Origin of the sequence: Pseudonocardia sp. T1-2H (assembly GCF_038039215.1) — a bacterium.
In the GTDB taxonomy this organism is placed as follows: Bacteria; Actinomycetota; Actinomycetes; order Mycobacteriales; family Pseudonocardiaceae; genus Pseudonocardia.
Genome location: NZ_JBBPCL010000003.1, coordinates 96,720 through 114,672, shown reverse-complemented (window position 1 = coordinate 114,672; position 17,953 = coordinate 96,720). Strand labels below are relative to the sequence as shown.

The following is a 17,953-nucleotide window of genomic DNA, read 5'->3' as shown; positions in this document are numbered from 1 at the left end:
TCCGCACCAAAGCCGGGTATCAGCCGCCGAGGTAGGACATCTCCGGCTTCGGGAGGTCTACGGTGCTCAGGCCACGCAGTTCGGAATAGCGGTCGTCCCGGGCGCCCCAAGCGGCGGCGATCGCAGCATGCAGCGCGTCGTCGTCGACCCCACCCCGGAGCAGGCCGCGCAGGTCACGCCCGTGCGCGGCGAACAAGCAGGTGTAGAGCTCGCCGACCGCGGTGACCCTGGCTCGGGTGCAGGTGCTGCAGAACGGCGTGCTCACCGACGAGATCAGCCCGAACTCGCCACGTCCGTCGAGGAAGCGCCAGCGTTGGGCGACCTCGCCCGGGCGCGCCGCCGCCACGGGTTCGACCGGGTGCATTGCGGCGATCTGGTCCAGCACCTCGGCCGAGGTGACGACCTCCGACCGGTCCCAGCCATTGGAGTTGCCCACGTCCATGTACTCGATGCACCGCAGCACATGGCCGCCGTCGCGGGCGAACTCGACCAGGTCGAGCAGACCGGCCTCGTTCATCCCTCGGCGCAGCACGGTGTTGAGCTTGATTGGCGACAACCCGGCGTCGGCGGCCGCGGCGATGCCGTCGAGCACCTTCGACAGAGGGACTTTCGTGTCGCCCATGGCCGCGAACACTGTCGGGTCGAGGCTGTCCAGGCTGACCGTCACGCGGTGCAGCCCCGCGTGGCGCAGACTCTGCGCGTGGCTGGCGAGCAGCGAGCCGTTGGTGGTCAGCGCGACGTCGGTGATGCCCGGTGTCGACGCGACGAGGGACACCAGGGCGTCGAGGTCGCGGCGCAGCAGCGGCTCACCGCCGGTGAGCCGGACCTTGCTGACGCCGAGGTCGGCGAAGACCCGTACCAGCCGGCCGAGCTCTTCGTAGGACAGCAGCTCGCTGCGCGGCAGGAACGCGTGGTCGGGGCCGAAGACGTCGCGCGGCATGCAGTAGCCGCAGCGGAAGTTGCAGCGGTCGGTGACCGATATCCGCAGGTCGCGCAGTGGTCGGGCGCGGCGGTCGCGGACCGCCGGCCTGACCGCGTCCCCTCCTGCGTCCCCCGATGTTTGCGCCATACCCCAGCCTAGGCCCGGATCCACCACCCAGCCGTCGGTAGTGAGTCGCCGACTGAGTGGATCTTGCTGTACGGGCGGCGGTTCAGCCGGGTCAGCCACGACCGCAACAGCAGCACCCGGCCGGCCAGCTCGGTCATCCGCAGCCGTCGGCCGACGCCTCGGACGGCATCACCAGCACGTCGTTCGACGCTAACGGCAGATCGTGCTCGGCCAGGAGCTCAGCCTCCGGGGCTGCGGATCACCTGGGCATGCGCCTCGCGCGTCTGCTCCGCGACGTACGACGTGCCGTCGGCACAGCCGAGCGGCCGTCGAGGCGGCCGACGACGGGCGGGTCTCTCCTGGCGGCAGGTCACGCCCGCCTGCCAGACTGACCCGGTGAGTGGCCAGGAGGGCCCAGCGATCTGCTCGGCCAAGGGATGCCAGGCCCCCGCGACCTGGGCGGTTGTGTGGAACAACCCCAGGCTGCACACTCCCGACCGCGAGAAGGTCTGGGTGGCCTGCGGTGAGCACAAGCAGCCGCTCGCCGACTACCTCGCCGTCCGCTCGTTCCTCAAGCGGGTCGAGCCTCTGGAGGAGGTCTAACGGCCCGGCGCCGCAGACCTATCAGGAGCGGAGTGCGGCGACGGACTCGACCAGTCCACAGCGACTGAGTCCGGTGAGCACCTCATCGACACTCAGCGGTGGCTTGCTCGTCGAGTCGGCGATGCGCTGAACCTCGCCGAAGACGGCCTTCGGGTGGAGGTCGACGAGGTCGTGCACGAACTCATCGGGGTGCTGGGCCTCGATCTGCCATGGGCTCAGCGCAGGTTTGGGAAAGTCCTTGATGTTGGTGGTGACGATGACCTGCGCACGCGCTTTGATCGCGGCCGCGAGGACATGACGGTCGTTCGCGTCCGGCAGTTCGAGCATCGGGATCAGGGGTTCATAGCCGGTGATCAGGACGTCACGGATCGCCCGGCCCATGAGCTCGCGGGTGCGGTCGAGCATCGCCGGGTCCAGGTCCGGGCGGTCTTCCTTCAGGTTGCGGAAGGTCTCCTCGAGGATCTCGTTCGTCCACTTCGCCTGTACCAAACCTGCCTGCGCGACCCGAATGAGCAGGTCGCGCAGGAGGTTCGGGTAGAGCACGCATGCGTCATAGAGGACTACGAAAGCCACGTCAGAGCAGGCCCATCTCCTGGCTCAGCGAGGAGAGTTCGTCCGCGGCCGCGCGGTGGCTGCGGTCGTCCTCGCGCATGTAGGCGATCAGTGACTCGGCCTTGATCCGGCGGTGCTTGCCGACCTTGCGGTACTCGATCTCGCCCGCGTCGAGCAGTCCGATGAGGAACGGACGACTGACGTTGAGCATGTCGGCGGCCTGCTGGGTCGTCAGTTCCGCATGTGAGGGAACGACGGAGACGCCTTGACCCTTGGCCATGTGCGCGAGGATGCGGGCCAGCAGTTCGACCGCACCACGCGGGACAGTCAGGGAGTCTTGGCGCTCGTCGTCGACGACCAGTCGAACAGCTTCATGACCCGGGTGCCGGGTCAGGTAGTCCTTGACGTGCGGGAGCGCCTCAACTGCGGTGGTGACGTCGGTGTCGTCCGGGCGGACCGGGTCGAGCAGTAGGGATGCCATGACGGCCTCCTGGCCTCTCTGTATCGCTAGCGGCTGCCGCGGGCGTGCGGAGCCGCTAGATGCACTATCCGCAATAATCGCAGTAACCGCAACACCTGACTTGCGAACTGTCTTGCAAGGGCCTGTGAGGTGGGCCATACGAGCACGATGAACAGAGGAGCCAGCTGACACCGGCATGACCTCACCTGTCCCAGCGCCATCGGAGACAGCAGGCCAGGAGTCCGAGACGTGGTGTCGGAGAAACGATCGTTCGCGAGACGCTTCCGACGACCGGGCGTTTCCGCAGGTGAAGGTTGTAACAAGACTCGTGTCCGCGCCTAAGTCACGCACAACTGGGTTTGCGATACATTCCACGGCGTGCGGATCGGTTATGGACGGGTCTCCACCCGCGACCAACATCCCGAGGCCCAAGCCGACGCGTTGAGTGCGGCCGGTTGCGAGCGGGTGTTCATCGACACCGCGTCGGGGAAGCTGGCGCGCCGGCCCGAGCTCGACGAGGCCCTGCGGACGCTGCGTGCGGGGGACCAGCTCGTGGTCACCAAGCTCGATCGCCTCGGCCGGTCGCTGGAGCACCTGATCGACCTCTCCGGCCGGCTGCAGGACGAGGGGGTGGATCTGGTGGTGCTCGATCAGGGCATCGACACCTCGACCGCGGTCGGGCGGATGTTCTTCCAGATTCTGGGTGCGATCGCCGAGTTCGAACACGCCCTGATGTCCGAGCGCACCCGCGACGGGCTCGCCGCCGCCCGGGCGCGGGGGAGGACGGGCGGGCAGAAGCCGAAGCTGGGGGAGCGCCAAGCCCGGCTGGCGCGGGAGATGTACGAGGCTGGGGAACTCACCGTCGCCCAGATCGCCGCCGAGTTCGGCGTCACCCGGCCGACGATCTACCGCCATCTCGACCGCCTCGACGAACTCGAGGCTAGTCGGCGGGAGACGCCGCCGGCGCGGGTCAGCAGCTGACCTCCGCTCCGGTCGGGCGCCGAACTCGGCCAAGCGCGTCAGGCCCGTCCGGTGCCGGCCGGGCTCGGAGCATGCCGGGCCGTGCGATCCCTACTTCGGCATCGGTGGGGCCGCGTCCGGCGCCACGACCGCGCCGATCCGACGGAAGAGCAGGTCGCTGCTGTTCGCGAAGTTGCCCTGGGCGTCGAACGCCTCGGGAAGGTAGGTCACCGCGACCGCGATCGCAATCTTGTGCGATGGGAGGTAGGCCTCGGTCGCGGAGAAGCCGCTCAACTGCGGGTTCTGCAGGATCCACGAGCCTGAGCGGACCACGCCCAGGCCGTAGTTGTAGCCGTCGACCTGGGTGAAGCAGGTCGGCTCGCACGCCGGTTCCTTCGTGCCGAAGCCCAGCAGGCTCGGTCCGGTCATCGCCTCCCGGCTCGCCGGGGACAGCAGAGAGCCGGTGCCGACGGCGACCGCAGTGGTGGCCAGGTCGTCGATTGTGGTGGTCTGGTTCGCGCCCATCGGCGTGCCCCACTGTGTATTCCAGTAGGTCGCCTCCTCGCTGAAGGTGGCTGGCGGCGTGCCGAGCGCCGGCTTCCGCTCACCGGTGTAGGTGTGCAGGGCCGGTTCCGGGACCTCCGAGGTCAGGGTTCCGACCGTGTCCTCCAAGCCCATCGGGCCGAGCACCTTCTCCGCGAGCAGAGCGTCGAGCGGCTTGCCGCCGATCTTCGCGAGGATCTCGCCGAGGATCATGAAGTTGGTGTGCGCGTAGCTCCAGTTCGTGCCGGGCGGGAACTGTTGCGGCCTGCTGAACGCGTACTTCAGCCGCTCCTCGTAGGTGAAGAGGTGGAAGGGGTCGGCGTTGAAGGCCGCGAGCCACGCCGGGTCCGTCTCGTAGTCGGGGTAGCCGGTGGTCTGGTTGGTCAGCATCCGGAGGGTGACCGTGTCCGCGTAGGGCAGAGTCGGCTCCCAGCGCGCGATCGGGTCGTCGAGCCCCACCCTGCCCTCATCGACGAACTTCAGCAGCAGGGTGCTCACGTAGGCGAACGCCACGGCACCGTTGCGGAAGTGCATGTCGGGCGAGGCGGGCACGCCCTCCATCGACGGGCCGAAGGCCTCCCGGAGCACGACGTCTTCTCCCCGGGTGACCTTCACGATGACCGCCCTGAGGTGGGCGGACTCCATCGTGGAGCGGACCGTGTCCACCACCTTCGCCGCCTCGTCAGGTGGTGCCTGCTCCGCGAGCGCCGCCGGCGCCGCCGCCCCGAGCCCGAGCCCGAGCCCGAGCGTGGCCAGGGCCGCACTCACCGCCGTCAACCACCGGACCACTCGTCGTCCGTGCCTAACCATGAGACCCTCCGGGACGCCCTACCGAGCCCACGCCGTCCACCGTCCACCGCGCCGGAGATAAGCCCGAGCAGCCTCCCAGCGCGAACCGCGTCGCGGCAATCCACATGACCTGTCACGGTCGCTTCAGGACGTCTGCCTCCGGCGGTCTACCGCATTCTCACCTGCACTCGTGCCCGGACCCGCGGCCGCATTGGCGGACAGAAGCCGAAACTCGGCCCCCGGCAGGTCAAGCTCGCCCAGCAGATGTACGACGAGGTCGGCAACGACGGTAAGCGCGCCTACACCGTGGCCCAGATCGCGGCGGAGTTCGGCGGCACCCGCCCCACCGTCTACCGGCACCTCGACAAGAGCCGCGGGCCCCACTGTCATAAGTCTGATTATCGGCAATCAAGTTCAAGGACGGGAGCTTCAGCAGATGCAGGAGCTGACCTCTTGGTGAGGGCGCTGGACATCGCGTAGCTGGCTGGTGCCGATCATGCCTGGTCAGGGCTCGAGCAACGCCGAGTCAGGATATCGCCCGCTCGGCGCCCATCGGCTGCCGGACCAGGACGCGTTGATCCGCAGCATGGGCATCGGTCCGGACCTCCTCGAAGCCGAGCTTTGCGCACAGCGATCGAGGGACGAAGGCGAGGCTGGCAGGGTCGAGCACCGCGAGACGCCCCCGGGTCTCGACATATTTCACTGCCTCCTTCAGCAGGTACCGCGCGATGCCGTAGTCGTGCTTGACCGGCTTCACGAACAGTCGTCCAATCACCAGCAGGTCATCGAACTGGCGGCCGGTGTGCGCGCTGACGTCGTCAGCCCAGGGCGCGTGTCGCGGTCGGTAGATCTGGACGTGACCGACCACGTTCTTGGTGGGAGCGACGCTCACCGGCGCCTGGTCGAACACCCATGAGCGCTCGGCCTCGACTTCCTGGAGCCAGTCCCGTGGCCGTCGCCCCGCGAGGATGCTGGCCTGGTCATCCAGCTTGGAGACGATGTCGCCGAGGCGGTCGAGGTCCTCGTCCCTCCGATCACGGATCATCGTGGCCGAGGCTAGCGCCTCCCGCTACTCCCGCCTCATCAACTCCCGTCTCTGCCGGTTGTTTTCATTTGGAGGTGGGTCAGGCGGCCATGTCGTCAGCGACCAATCGCTCGTGAGTGGTCTGGTCGCCCACTTCACCGCGGACTGGGCGGCCTGGGCTCGTGCCCGAACCCACGGCGGCTCAGGCGAAGACGGCGGGCGGAGTGGCGCCCTGAGATGATCACGTGGAGCCGGTGAACGCACCCGGCGTCTACCGTGCACCTCCCATAGTTGGTGGAAGCCACAGCCCCGCAGATCCCGCCGCGGGCCCGGCGTCTAGTCAGTCCTGATGGCCCGACGAGCAGCACGTAACGCGCGATTTGAGGGGAACGACACAGAGTCAGACCCCTCTGACTAACGGAGCAGCCCTGTGGGCCTTCTGGACGGAATCATCGGCAACGCCTCCCGCATCGATCCCGCCGCCGCGGCGCAGGAGTACTCCCGGCTGCTGGGGCAGGGTGAGCAGGTCCAGGCGGCCTATCAGCTGGTGCGGGATGCCTTTCTGTTCACCGATCGGCGGTTGATCCTGGTCGACAAGCAGGGCATGACCGGGCGGAAGGTCGAGTACCACACCGTGCCGTACCGGAGCATCACGCACTTCAGCGTCGAGACGGCGGGGACCTTCGACCTCGACGCGGAGTTGAAGATCTGGCTGTCGGGCAGCCCCACGCCGATCAGTAAGCAGTTCGGCAAAGGTGCGGACGTCTACGAGGTGCAGGCGCTGCTGAGCAACTACGTCGCACGTTGACCTCGCGGTCGGGCTACAACCCGAGCCTCGCTTTGTGGGCGCATAGCCGGAACGGAGCGGGTCGCTGGCACAGCTTGGCGGGGCATCTCCGGTCGACGGCCGCCCTCACTCGCAACTTCACCGCGCCGTTCGGGGCCGGTGATCTGGGCGCGGCGCTGGGTCTGCTGCACGACGCGGGCAAGGCCGACTGTGGCTGGCAGGACCGCCTACGCGGAGCCGACGGCACCGGCAACCGGGTGGGTGGGGATCACAAGTCGCTGGGCGCCCGGCTGCTGCTCGACGCGGCGGGACCGGCGGCGCTCGCTGTGCTGGGCCACCACGGCGGCCTCGGGGCGCTGGAAGACCTGCGGGGGTTCGTCGCGAAGGACCTCGATCCGGCCGATCGCGCCACAGCCGACCGGCTATTGGCGGAGCTGCCAGAGGCGCGCCCCATCATCGACGGGGAGCCACTGATCCCCGAGGCGTGGCGGCGGGATCCGCTGGTGCTGGAGATGGGCCTGCGGTTGGCGTTCTCCGCGCTGGTCGATGCCGATCACCTCGACACCGGGGCGCACTTCGCCGGGCTCGCCGGCCCGCAGGTTGCGCCGCCGGCGGACATGGCCACGCTGCTGCGCCGCTTCGAGCACCGGCGGGCGGCGCTGCTGGCCGACCGGCCAGCCTCCCCGGTCGACGGTGTGCGCGCGGAGCTGTACGCGGCGGCGGTGGCCGCGGCGGCTGGCCCGCCCGGGTTGTACCGGCTGCCGGCGCCGACCGGGTCGGGCAAGACGATGACGGCGGCGGCGTTCGCGCTGCATCACGCGGTCCGGTACGGCCAGTCCCGGGTGATCGTGGCGGTGCCGTTCGTGACGATCACCGAGCAGAACGCCCAGGTCTACCGTGAGCTCCTCGGCGCGGAGAACGTCGTGGAGCACCACTCGGCGGTCGAGCAGGACGGGGATCGGGCCCGGCTGGGCGCGGAGAACTGGGACGCCCCGTTCGTGGTCACGACCACGGTGCAGTTGTTCGACTCGCTGTTCGGGCGCAAACCGGCCCGGTCGCGCAAGCTGCACCGGCTGGCGAACGCGGTGATCGTGCTGGATGAGGTGCAGGCGTTGCCCGCGCAGCTGCTGGTGCCGATCCTCGACGGGCTGCGGCTGCTGACCGAGCACTTCGGCACCACTGTCCTGCTCGCCTCCGCGACCCAGCCCGCGTTCCAACATCTGCAGGTGTGGCAGCAGATGCGCATCACCGACGTGGTGGACCAGCCTGCCGCGGTCTACGACCGGCTGCGCCGGGTGCGCTACGAGTGGTGGCTGGATCCCCAGCCGACGCTGGCTGAGGTCGCCGACCGGGTTGCCTCCCAGCGCCAGGCGCTGGTCGTGGTGAACACCGTGCGCGATGCGCGAGAGCTGGCCGGCTTGCTCAACGAGCGCGGCGGCGCGGTGCGGCATCTGTCCACCCGGATGTGCCCGGCGCACCGGCGCGCGGTGCTCGCCGAAGTGCAGGACCGCCTCGCCGCGGACGAACCGGTGTTGCTGGTGTCCACCCAGCTGATTGAGGCCGGCGTGGATGTCGACTTCCCCGCGGTCTACCGCGCGCTCGCCCCCGCGGACTCGCTGCAGCAGGCGGCGGGCCGGGCCAACCGGGAGGGCCGCCGCGCCGAGCCGGGTCGCGTGGTCGTGTTCGACGCGGCCGACGCGGGGGCACCCCCGAGCTATCGGACCCCGGTCGGGGTGACCTCGATCTGCTTCGGCCCGGGCCGCGCGGACCCCGATGACCTCATCGTGCTGGAGGACTACTACCGGCGGTTGTACGAGGCCATGGGCACCGATCGCGGCCAGCGGGCGACGACGATTCAGCGGAACCGTCGAGGGCTGGATTTCGCCGCGGTGGCGGACGGGCCATGGATCGAGGCCGGGGAGTCGGGCGCCCGCAATCCGCGGTTGGCGTTCCGGATGCTCGATGACGAGACCGTGCCGGTGGTGGTGACCGGCTACGACGGCGACGGCGAGGCCGCCCGGCTGCTCGCCGAGCTGCGCGCCACCGACGGGGCGCGGCGCGACCTCTTCCGGGCGCTGCAGCGGTTCACCGTCGCGATGCCCGAGCGGCTGATGGCCCGCCCCGACGTCGCCGCGCTGTCCGCCCCGGTGGTGGGGGACCTGCGGGAGTGGCTCGGCGACTACCACCCGCAGCACGGCATCGATGAGGACGAGATTGCGAAGGAGATGGTGTGGTGACGGTGAACCTGCCGCGGTCCGCGGATGGCGCGCCCCCGGTGGTGGTGCAGGTGTGGGGCGACGGCGCGCTGTTCACCCGTCCCGAGTTGAAAGTGGAGCGGGTCTCCTACCCGGTGATGACCCCGTCGGCCGCGGTCGGCGTGCTGGAGTCGATCTTCTGGAAGCCGGAGATGACCTGGCGGGTGGTGGCGATCGAGGTGCTGAACCCGATCCGCCAGTTCACCCAGCGCCGCAACGAGACCACCGACCTCGCCTCGCTGACCGAAGCCGCCTCGGGGCGCCGCCGGATCGACACCGTGGCCCACCGGGTGCAGCGCAACGCGGTGTGCCTGCGCGATGTCGCCTACCGCATCCACGCACACGTGGACCTGCGGGAGCGGGCGACCAAACCGGCGGCGGCCTACCGAGACCAGTTCCGCCGCCGCGTCGGGCGGGGCAGCTGCTTCAGCCAGCCCTACCTGGGGACGCGGGAGTTCACCGCCTACTTCGGGGAGCCCGACGAGCGGCCCGCGATCGAGGTGACCGAGGACCTGGGGATCATGCTGCACACCGTGGACCACTCCACCACCCCGGCGTCGTTCACCTGGTTCACCGCCCGCCTCGACCACGGCGTGCTGCACGTCCCCGCCCAGGGCATCCCCGGCTCCGGGGCGGCCTGATGCTGCTACACCGGCTCGTCGAGTACGCCGGCCGCGACGAAGCCGCGGCCCCGTTCCACCGCGAACGGCAGTTCGGCTGGCGGCTTGACCTCCGGCTGGACGGGCAGCCGGAGACCGACACCCTGCAGCCCCTCGTCGAGGTCGACGCGAAGGGACGCGCCCGCGGGGTCGTGCACGCGGTACCGACCATGGTGCGCACCGCGGGAGTCGCCGCCAACCTCGCCGCGGACGACGCGCAATACGTGCTCGGCTGGGCCGACGAGGACAGCAAGCCCGAACGCGTCGCGCAGTGCCACGCCGCGTTCGTCGACCTGACCCACCGCTGGGCGGACAGCGACGAGGGCGGCGCCGACCCGGTCGCCCGCGCGGTGTCGGCGTTCTACCGCAGCGGCGCCGCCACCGCGCTGCAGCGCCCCGAGGACTGCACCGCCAAAAGCGGCGTGCTCATCGCCGTCGGTGGGGTGCCCGCTTACCGGGCCGCGTCGGTGCCCGCGTTCTGGGCCACGGAGGTGGCCCGCCGCAAAGGCTCCCTAGCAGGACACGGGCTGTGCCTGATCTGCGGCCAGGTGGGGCCGCTGCTAGACACCCTGCCCGGCCGGGTTCCCTCGCGGCTGGTGCCGGGCGCCACGAACGACACCGCCCTGGTCAGTGTGAACGAGCGGGTCTTCGGCTACGACCTGACCACCCAGTTGGCCGCCAGCCCGGTCTGCATGAGCTGCGGGGAAGCCGTCACCGCCGGACTGGTCCGCGCCCTGGATTCCGAGCATTCCTCGACCTACGGCGGGCAGGACAGCCGCCTGGCGTGGTGGACCACCGAGGAGGCCAGCTTCGACGCGATGACGATCCTGCAGCAGCCCTCCGCAGCGGAGGTCACCGCGCTGCTGGAGGCGGTGCACCGCGGCCGCCCCGCGGGCGGGCAGAGACCCGACCCGACGAAGTTCTGCTCCCTGACCGTCGGCGGCAACGTCGCCCGCATCATGGTGCGGGACTGGCTGGAGATGCCGCTGGACCAGGTCAAGACCAACATTGCGGCCTGGTTCGCCGACCACGAGATCGTCTCCACCCGCCCCGATGGACCCACCCACCACGGCCTGGGCCGATTCGCCCTGGTCTGCGGGCGGTTGGTGCGGGCTCGCGACGGGGGCCGTTACGCCGAGTTCGGAGCCAAGGGGGCCGACCGGCCCGACGGGGTGCATCGCGACCTGGTGCGTGCGGCGCTGCGCCGCACCCCGCTACCGCCCTCGCTGCTCGCGCATCTCGTGCACCGGGTGCGCACCGACGGCCGCCTTGATGACGCGCGCGCCGCGCTGCTCCGGCTGATCCTGACGCGCCACCCCCTGACCACGGAGAAACCGATGCCCGGACTCGACCCGTCCAACACCACCCCGGCCTACGTCGCCGGGCGCGCCTTCGCCGTCCTCGAACAGATCCAGTACGACGCCAGCGGGCAGCGCAACGCCACCTACGGCGACCGGTTCTTCGCAGGGGCGATCAGCAACCCCCGCGCCGCGCTGGTCACCGGGCAGCGCGACGCCATCGCCTGGCTACGCAAGCTCCGCCGCACGAAGCCACCCGCCGCCGTCCGCCACCAGAAGGCCTTGGACGAGCTGTTCGGTCTGCTCGACCCCACTGGGGATGTGCCGGCGCGGACCACGCTGCACGAGCAGTCGCTGTTCCTGCTCGGCTACCACCACCAACGCGCGCACCGCTTCGCCTCCATCCGCGCAGCCCACGCCACCCCCACCGATGACGTCGACGCCGTCGAGGAGACCGCCTGATGACCGCCCCGCACCTGGACCCCACGGTCCGCCACGACATGGTGTTCCTCTTCGACGTTGTGGACGGTAACCCCAACGGCGACCCGGACGCTGGGAACCGCCCGCGCATGGACGACGAGTCCGGCCAGGGCCTGGTCACCGACGTGTCGCTCAAGCGCAAGATCCGCGACACCATCGCCCTCGCCGCCGGCGACGACCCCCGCTACGAGGTGTTCGTCCAGGCCGGACACGCCCTGAACCCCCGCCTGGAGGCCTCCTACCAAGCGACCGGTCTGGAGGTCGGCGGCAAGGGCAAGGTGACCGCCGAACAGGCCGGCGCCGCACGGGCCTGGCTGTGTGACCGCTACGTCGACATCCGGCTGTTCGGCGCGGTGCTCTCGGTCGGTAAAACCCCCGCCCTGGGCCAGGTCCGGGGCCCGGTACAGGTGACCATGGGCCGCAGCATCGACCCGGTCTTCCCGATGGACCACGCCATCACCCGCGTCACCCAGACCCGCCAGGAAGACATCGACAAGGGCGAGTCCACCGAGATGGGCGGCAAGTGGACCGTGCCCTACGGCCTGTACCGCGCCGAGATCTACTACTCCGCCAACCGCGGCGCCCAGACCGGGGTGGACAGCCGCGACCTCGACCTGCTGCACCGCAGCCTGGAGATGATGTTCGACCACGACCGATCCGCAACCCGCGGCCGGCTCACCCCCCGCGGGCTCTACGTCTTCACCCACCCCGATGCCTTCGGCGCCGCCCCAGCCCACCGGCTCACCGAGCGGGTCCGCATCCAGCGCATCGAGGACGCGATCGAGTCGGTGCCCCGCAGCTTCTCCGACTACATCGTCTCGGTCGACGACGACGGGCTGCCCGCCGGGGTACAGCTGACCAAGCTGGTCAGCTGAGGGTGCTGGACCGGCCCGGCGAGGGGCCCCGAAGCATCCCGATCTCGGCGCTGGAGCACCACGCCTACTGCCCCCGGCAGGCGGCTCTGATCCACGTCGAGGGGTACTTCGACACCACCGTCGACACCGTCCGGGGCGACCTCGCGCACGCTGCGGTGAATCGCCCCGGAATGGGGCACGGCCGCGACCACAGCCGGTTGTTCCGCTCGTTGCCGGTGTGGAGCGAGGAATTCGGGCTGCACGGCGTCTGCGACGTCGTGCAGTTCGATCCCACCGGCCCACTGCCCGTCGAGCACAAGTCGGGCTCCTACCGGCCGGGCGGGCCCGCCGATGTGCAGGTCGGCGCGCAGGTGCTCTGCCTGCGCGAGATGTTCCAGGCCGAGGTCCCAACCGGCGTGATCTTCGCCGGCAAGGATCGCCGCCGCCACGAAATCCGCGTCGATGATGCTCTGGTCGCCCGGGTCCAAACCACCACTACAGCGGTGCGAGCGCTGCTCGAGCAGAGCCTTCTCCCGGAACCCGTGCATGACTCGCGGTGTCGGCGCTGCTCCCTGCGGCCAGGCTGCATGCCTGAGGCACCCAAGCACGTCGACGGGTTGTTCATGCCACGTCCCGAAGGTGAGTGGCATGGTTGAACTGCTCAACACGCTCTACGCGACGACCCCAGGCACCAGCCTGCACCTGGACGGCGACGCGCTACGGCTCGTGCACCCCGAGCGGACCGGCCGCCACCTCGTCCCGCTGGTGCGGCTCGACCACATCGTCGCGTGGAACGGCGTAGCCCTGTCCGACGACCTGCTGCACCGGTGCGCCGCTGACGGCCGGTCTGTCACCTGGGTGACCCGCAACGGCCGCTTCCTCGGCCGAGTCAGCGGCCCCCAGACCGGTAACCCGATGCTGCGGCTCGGTCAGTTCCGCGCCTACGAGGATCCGGGGCACCGTCTGATGCTCGGACGGTGTCTTGTCGCCGGCAAACTGCACAACTACCGCCAGCTGTTGCTCCGCGCGGCACGTGACAGCAGCGGCGCCCGGCAGACACGACTCCGTGAGATCGCTGCCCGACACGCGGAGGCGCTCACCGAGCTCGCCGCCGCCCGATCGCTGACCGCGGTACTCGGCATCGAGGGCCAGGCCGCCCGAGGCTACTTCCGCGGCCTCGACGTGCTGTCTCCCGGTGTCGGCGCCGGACGGACACGGCGGCCCACCCTGGACCCGGTCAACTGCTTGCTGTCCTTCGGATACGGCATGTTGCGCGTCGCCGTGCACGGCGCGCTGGAGCAGGTCGGCCTCGACCCGTACATCGGCTACCTGCACGGGGTGCGATCGGGAAAGCCGGCGCTGGCTCTGGACCTGATGGAGGAGTTCCGGCCGCTGCTCGTCGACCGGCTCGTCTTGACCCTGTTCAACCGTGGCCAGGTCGCGACCCGCCACACCGAGACGCTCCCCGGCGGGGCAGTGCAGTTGACCGACGAGGGGCGACGGATGTTCCTGGAACAGTGGTCCACTGCCCGCGAGCGGAAATGGCACCATGCCGGCCTCGTCAGCGACCTTCCGGCCGCCCTGCTGCCGCTCGTTCAGGCCCGACTGCTGGCCCGACACCTCCGCGGCGACAGCGAGTCGTACCTGCCGTGGACGGTGACCTGATGGAACTTCTCATCACCTACGACGTCGACACCACCGACCGGGAGGGTGAGCGCCGGCTGCGTCGCGTCGCCAAGGTCTGCGAGGGAATCGGGCATCGAGTCCAGAAATCCGTGTTCGAGATCGTGTGTGATCCCGTCCAACGCGTCCGCCTCGAAGCGGCGCTATCCGACGTCATCGACCACCAGCGGGACAGCGTGCGCGTGTACCGCCTCAACCAGGGCACCTTCGCGGAAGCCCACCACCTGGGAGCTGCCATCGCGCCACCCCACCATGGCCCGTTGATCGTCTGACCACTTCGGAACCTGAAGCGGTGGACGACACGCCTGCACATCCCCAACCGCGCAGCAGGCGTGTTGCACCAGCTACAGCGATGAAGCGCGCTTGTGAAGCAGCGATCAAACGTTCTTCCTGTTCAATCAGGGCAGCGGCCACTGTTCGCGGTGGCCGAGGATCGCAACTCGGAGCGGCAGGTCATCACTTACGCGGCGCAGAGCAGCGGCCACTGTTCGCGGTGGCCGAGGATCGCAACCTGCTTCACAGCGTGTCCTCTTTCGTGGTGGGGCAGCAGCGGCCACTGTTCGCGGTGGCCGAGGATCGCAACCCGCAGTGCCGGCACGCGACGCGGGTGTCGACACGCAGCGGCCACTGTTCGCGGTGGCCGAGGATCGCAACACCGAGCTGATCGGGTTAGCCATGTCCGAGGTCAGGCAGCGGCCACTGTTCGCGGTGGCCGAGGATCGCAACGAGCGGGAGGAGGCGTGGGCGCCGCGGTGGGTCGGCAGCAGCGGCCACTGTTCGCGGTGGCCGAGGATCGCAACGCCATGGTCGACGCCGCTGAGGCTGCGCTGGCGGCGAGCAGCGGCCACTGTTCGCGGTGGCCGAGGATCGCAACATCGTGCACGGCATCGGCGCCGGCCCCGAGCAGGCGCAGCGGCCACTGTTCGCGGTGGCCGAGGATCGCAACTCCCAGGTCGACGACATTCCCACGGCGATCAACACGCAGCGGCCACTGTTCGCGGTGGCCGAGGATCGCAACCTCTACCTCGGCCACGGGACCCTCGTCCTCGGCGGCAGCGGCCACTGTTCGCGGTGGCCGAGGATCGCAACAGCGGGTCGTGGACGGGGACACCCTCGTGGCCCTGCAGCGGCCACTGTTCGCGGTGGCCGAGGATCGCAACACCGGCTGGGGGGGCGAGTGCTGTGGTCACCTAGTGCAGCGGCCACTGTTCGCGGTGGCCGAGGATCGCAACGACATCGTCGCGCTGGACCGGGCGTCCTCCACCTGCAGCAGCGGCCACTGTTCGCGGTGGCCGAGGATCGCAACCGGCGCTGGTCGGCCGGCGTGGTCAAGGCCGGGAGCAGCGGCCACTGTTCGCGGTGGCCGAGGATCGCAACCTGGAAGTCGCCACCGAGTGGGCCGTCCACGAACGCAGCGGCCACTGTTCGCGGTGGCCGAGGATCGCAACCGCTCCAGGCGGCGGACGTGCGGGCGGCGCCCGTGCAGCGGCCACTGTTCGCGGTGGCCGAGGATCGCAACATGCGGGGGTCTCCTGGTTGGTCGAACGGCACCGGCAGCGGCCACTGTTCGCGGTGGCCGAGGATCGCAACACGTCGGTGCACGCGGCACCACGGGACGCGTAGCCGCAGCGGCCACTGTTCGCGGTGGCCGAGGATCGCAACAACAGCTGCCCGGTGGCCCCGCCCGCCGGGACCCGCAGCGGCCACTGTTCGCGGTGGCCGAGGATCGCAACGACTCCCTCGGCGACGAGGGCAACAAGCAGCGCCGCAGCGGCCACTGTTCGCGGTGGCCGAGGATCGCAACCTCGAGAGGAGGACGTCGCCGTTCGGCTCGAACTGCAGCGGCCACTGTTCGCGGTGGCCGAGGATCGCAACTCCGGCGTGCCCCACGTGGCGTCGGCGTCGAGCCGCAGCGGCCACTGTTCGCGGTGGCCGAGGATCGCAACGACCGCAGGCGCATCCGGGTCGAACAAGGGCAGCGGGCAGCGGCCACTGTTCGCGGTGGCCGAGGATCGCAACACGATGACGCTGTCCGGGACGGCCCGGATCTGGGGCAGCGGCCACTGTTCGCGGTGGCCGAGGATCGCAACTTCGAGGAGCTGCGCGACGCCCTGCTCGACCGGGCAGCGGCCACTGTTCGCGGTGGCCGAGGATCGCAACCTTTCCGCCCGCGCCGGTCGTGACAAGCTCGCGCCGCAGCGGCCACTGTTCGCGGTGGCCGAGGATCGCAACTTCCGGTCCAGGTCCCACAGCACGGTCGCGAACACAGGCAGCGGCCACTGTTCGCGGTGGCCGAGGATCGCAACGGGCTGCTCGGCGGCAAGGCCGACGAGACCGGGAGCAGCGGCCACTGTTCGCGGTGGCCGAGGATCGCAACCTCGGCCTTGGCCTGAGCGACCTTGACCAGGTGCTCGCAGCGGCCACTGTTCGCGGTGGCCGAGGATCGCAACTTTCGCGCGGGTCTCCTCGAGGTAGCCGGCGACCGCAGCGGCCACTGTTCGCGGTGGCCGAGGATCGCAACACGCACGACACCACGCCCCCCTCCCCACCCCGGGGCAGCGGCCACTGTTCGCGGTGGCCGAGGATCGCAACATCACCGACGGGTGGAACCGGGCGGTGCAGCTCGGGCAGCGGCCACTGTTCGCGGTGGCCGAGGATCGCAACCCGACCCGGCGTCAATCCACCACCTCGACGCAGGGCAGCGGCCACTGTTCGCGGTGGCCGAGGATCGCAACTTCACCGAGGCGGCCACGTCGTCGGCCTGCACCTGCAGCGGCCACTGTTCGCGGTGGCCGAGGATCGCAACCCGGGTCAGCAGGAAGAGGTCGTCACCAGACCGCGCAGCGGCCACTGTTCGCGGTGGCCGAGGATCGCAACATCGTGCTGGTCGCCGTGGTCCACTCGGCGGCCAGCAGCGGCCACTGTTCGCGGTGGCCGAGGATCGCAACACGGCCGTGGTGATGGACTCGCAGATCTCGACGGCAGCGGCCACTGTTCGCGGTGGCCGAGGATCGCAACAGCTGCGCGGCCTCGTCGAGCATCAGGCCCAGCGGCGGCAGCGGCCACTGTTCGCGGTGGCCGAGGATCGCAACACCAAGGTCATCGAGAAGGCCGCGAACCACATCGGCAGCGGCCACTGTTCGCGGTGGCCGAGGATCGCAACCTGATGCTGCCCACGCCGGGCGGCGGCGCGGACGCGCAGCGGCCACTGTTCGCGGTGGCCGAGGATCGCAACCCAGGGACAACTGGGCCATGTCCTGCCCGAACCGGCAGCGGCCACTGTTCGCGGTGGCCGAGGATCGCAACACCAAGGTCATCGAGAAGGCCGCGAACCACATCGGCAGCGGCCACTGTTCGCGGTGGCCGAGGATCGCAACCTGATGCTGCCCACGCCGGGCGGCGGCGCGGACGCGCAGCGGCCACTGTTCGCGGTGGCCGAGGATCGCAACCCAGGGACAACTGGGCCATGTCCTGCCCGAACCGGCAGCGGCCACTGTTCGCGGTGGCCGAGGATCGCAACTCCTACCGGGGGCACGTCATCGCCTTCCTGGAGGGGCAGCCCCGAGCGAGAGGATCAGATCGCCCGCCGCCAGGCCAAGGGCTTGCGCGGCGGACGCCCACCGGCGTTCGACCCAACCGTCTACGCAGGCCGCAACGTCGTCGAGCGCTGCTTCAACCGGCTCAAGCAGTTCCGCGACCTGGCCACCCGCTACGCCAAGCGCGCCGCCTACTTCCGCGCCGAGATCACCATCGTCGCCGCAGTGTTGTGGCTGCGCCAGGACTTACAGGACACGCCCTAGCCGGGTGGCGGAGACGTCGCGGGCCGGATCGACCGGCCCGCGACGTCCACCCCGCTCACCTGCCGCCCGCCCCTCATCAGGCGCCGGCGTACCTCTCCCGGCGCCCCAGTGAACGGAACCGCGCCCGATGAACCACCAAACGCCCGCCCAGATACGAG

General features: G+C 70.0%; 16 protein-coding genes and 1 CRISPR repeat array. Of the genes, 11 read left to right on the top strand and 5 right to left on the bottom strand.

Features of this window, described 5'->3' with window-relative positions:
- Positions 1-19 precede the first annotated feature (19 nt).
- Positions 20-1,069: a GTP 3',8-cyclase MoaA gene (gene moaA, locus WBK50_RS34160; protein ID WP_341339883.1), complete on the bottom strand. Its 1,050-nt coding sequence runs from the start codon at positions 1,067-1,069 to the stop codon at positions 20-22.
- Between the two features lie 375 nt (positions 1,070-1,444).
- Here moaA and WBK50_RS34155 point away from each other — a divergent pair, with 375 nt between their 5' ends.
- Positions 1,445-1,651: a hypothetical protein gene (locus WBK50_RS34155; protein ID WP_298798935.1), complete on the top strand. Its 207-nt coding sequence runs from the start codon at positions 1,445-1,447 to the stop codon at positions 1,649-1,651.
- A gap of 21 nt (positions 1,652-1,672) precedes the next feature.
- Here the strand turns inward: WBK50_RS34155 and WBK50_RS34150 are convergent, their stop codons facing one another.
- Positions 1,673-2,224, bottom strand: coding sequence for a PIN domain-containing protein (locus tag WBK50_RS34150; RefSeq protein WP_341339882.1), 552 nt, complete (start codon positions 2,222-2,224; stop codon positions 1,673-1,675).
- A gap of 1 nt (position 2,225) precedes the next feature.
- Complete coding sequence (locus WBK50_RS34145; protein WP_341339881.1) at positions 2,226-2,684, bottom strand: helix-turn-helix domain-containing protein; 459 nt, start codon at positions 2,682-2,684, stop codon at positions 2,226-2,228.
- Positions 2,685-3,041: 357 nt separating this feature from the next.
- On the opposite strand from WBK50_RS34145, the gene WBK50_RS34140 reads away from it, so the two are divergent.
- Positions 3,042-3,644, top strand: coding sequence for a recombinase family protein (locus tag WBK50_RS34140; RefSeq protein WP_341339880.1), 603 nt, complete (start codon positions 3,042-3,044; stop codon positions 3,642-3,644).
- A 90-nt stretch (positions 3,645-3,734) separates the two neighbouring features.
- Here the strand turns inward: WBK50_RS34140 and WBK50_RS34135 are convergent, their stop codons facing one another.
- Positions 3,735-4,934: a serine hydrolase domain-containing protein gene (locus tag WBK50_RS34135; RefSeq protein WP_341339879.1), complete on the bottom strand. Its 1,200-nt coding sequence runs from the start codon at positions 4,932-4,934 to the stop codon at positions 3,735-3,737.
- Between the two features lie 547 nt (positions 4,935-5,481).
- Positions 5,482-6,000 carry a hypothetical protein gene (locus WBK50_RS34130; protein WP_341339878.1) on the bottom strand — a complete coding sequence of 173 codons (519 nt, stop codon included), beginning with the start codon at positions 5,998-6,000 and terminating at the stop codon, positions 5,482-5,484.
- A gap of 409 nt (positions 6,001-6,409) precedes the next feature.
- On the opposite strand from WBK50_RS34130, the gene WBK50_RS34125 reads away from it, so the two are divergent.
- From WBK50_RS34125 to WBK50_RS34085, 9 genes are all read left to right on the top strand, one after another.
- On the top strand, positions 6,410-6,787 hold the full coding sequence (locus tag WBK50_RS34125) for a PH domain-containing protein (protein ID WP_341339877.1): 378 nt from the start codon (positions 6,410-6,412) through the stop codon (positions 6,785-6,787).
- 74 nt (positions 6,788-6,861) lie between these two features.
- Positions 6,862-9,003, top strand: coding sequence for a CRISPR-associated helicase Cas3' (cas3, locus tag WBK50_RS34120; protein WP_341339876.1), 2,142 nt, complete (start codon positions 6,862-6,864; stop codon positions 9,001-9,003).
- Positions 8,997-9,662 carry a type I-C CRISPR-associated protein Cas5c gene (cas5c, locus tag WBK50_RS34115; RefSeq protein WP_341339875.1) on the top strand — a complete coding sequence of 222 codons (666 nt, stop codon included), beginning with the start codon at positions 8,997-8,999 and terminating at the stop codon, positions 9,660-9,662. The genes cas3 and cas5c overlap by 7 nt, the downstream gene beginning before the upstream one ends.
- Positions 9,662-11,440: a type I-C CRISPR-associated protein Cas8c/Csd1 gene (gene cas8c / locus WBK50_RS34110; RefSeq protein ID WP_341339874.1), complete on the top strand. Its 1,779-nt coding sequence runs from the start codon at positions 9,662-9,664 to the stop codon at positions 11,438-11,440. The genes cas5c and cas8c overlap by 1 nt, the downstream gene beginning before the upstream one ends.
- Positions 11,440-12,333, top strand: coding sequence for a type I-C CRISPR-associated protein Cas7/Csd2 (gene cas7c, locus WBK50_RS34105; RefSeq protein WP_341339873.1), 894 nt, complete (start codon positions 11,440-11,442; stop codon positions 12,331-12,333). Before cas8c ends, cas7c begins: the two co-directional genes overlap by 1 nt.
- Positions 12,334-12,335: 2 nt before the next feature.
- Positions 12,336-12,968, top strand: coding sequence for a CRISPR-associated protein Cas4 (gene cas4 / locus WBK50_RS34100; RefSeq protein ID WP_341339872.1), 633 nt, complete (start codon positions 12,336-12,338; stop codon positions 12,966-12,968).
- Positions 12,961-13,977, top strand: coding sequence for a type I-C CRISPR-associated endonuclease Cas1c (cas1c, locus tag WBK50_RS34095; protein ID WP_341339871.1), 1,017 nt, complete (start codon positions 12,961-12,963; stop codon positions 13,975-13,977). Before cas4 ends, cas1c begins: the two co-directional genes overlap by 8 nt.
- Entirely contained in the window at positions 13,962-14,267 is a 306-nt protein-coding gene (gene cas2 / locus WBK50_RS34090) for a CRISPR-associated endonuclease Cas2 (protein WP_341339870.1), read from the top strand. The genes cas1c and cas2 overlap by 16 nt, the downstream gene beginning before the upstream one ends.
- Positions 14,268-14,398: 131 nt before the next feature.
- Positions 14,399-17,515: a CRISPR direct-repeat array (repeat unit 37 nt; unit sequence GCAGCGGCCACTGTTCGCGGTGGCCGAGGATCGCAAC).
- Positions 17,516-17,597: 82 nt separating this feature from the next.
- Positions 17,598-17,795 carry a transposase gene (locus tag WBK50_RS34085; protein WP_445942424.1) on the top strand — a complete coding sequence of 66 codons (198 nt, stop codon included), beginning with the start codon at positions 17,598-17,600 and terminating at the stop codon, positions 17,793-17,795.
- Positions 17,796-17,953 lie beyond the last annotated feature (158 nt).

Bases quoted from the DNA above. Each gene is read 5' to 3' on its own strand.
- WBK50_RS34145 (WP_341339881.1), bottom strand. From the start codon at position 2,684: ATGGCATCCCTACTGCTCGACCCGGTCCGCCCGGACGACACCGACGTC.
- cas7c (WP_341339873.1), top strand. From the start codon at position 11,440: ATGACCGCCCCGCACCTGGACCCCACGGTCCGCCACGACATGGTGTTC.
- cas8c (WP_341339874.1), top strand. From the start codon at position 9,662: ATGCTGCTACACCGGCTCGTCGAGTACGCCGGCCGCGACGAAGCCGCG.
- cas1c (WP_341339871.1), top strand. From the start codon at position 12,961: ATGGTTGAACTGCTCAACACGCTCTACGCGACGACCCCAGGCACCAGC.
- moaA (WP_341339883.1), bottom strand. From the start codon at position 1,069: ATGGCGCAAACATCGGGGGACGCAGGAGGGGACGCGGTCAGGCCGGCG.
- WBK50_RS34130 (WP_341339878.1), bottom strand. From the start codon at position 6,000: ATGATCCGTGATCGGAGGGACGAGGACCTCGACCGCCTCGGCGACATC.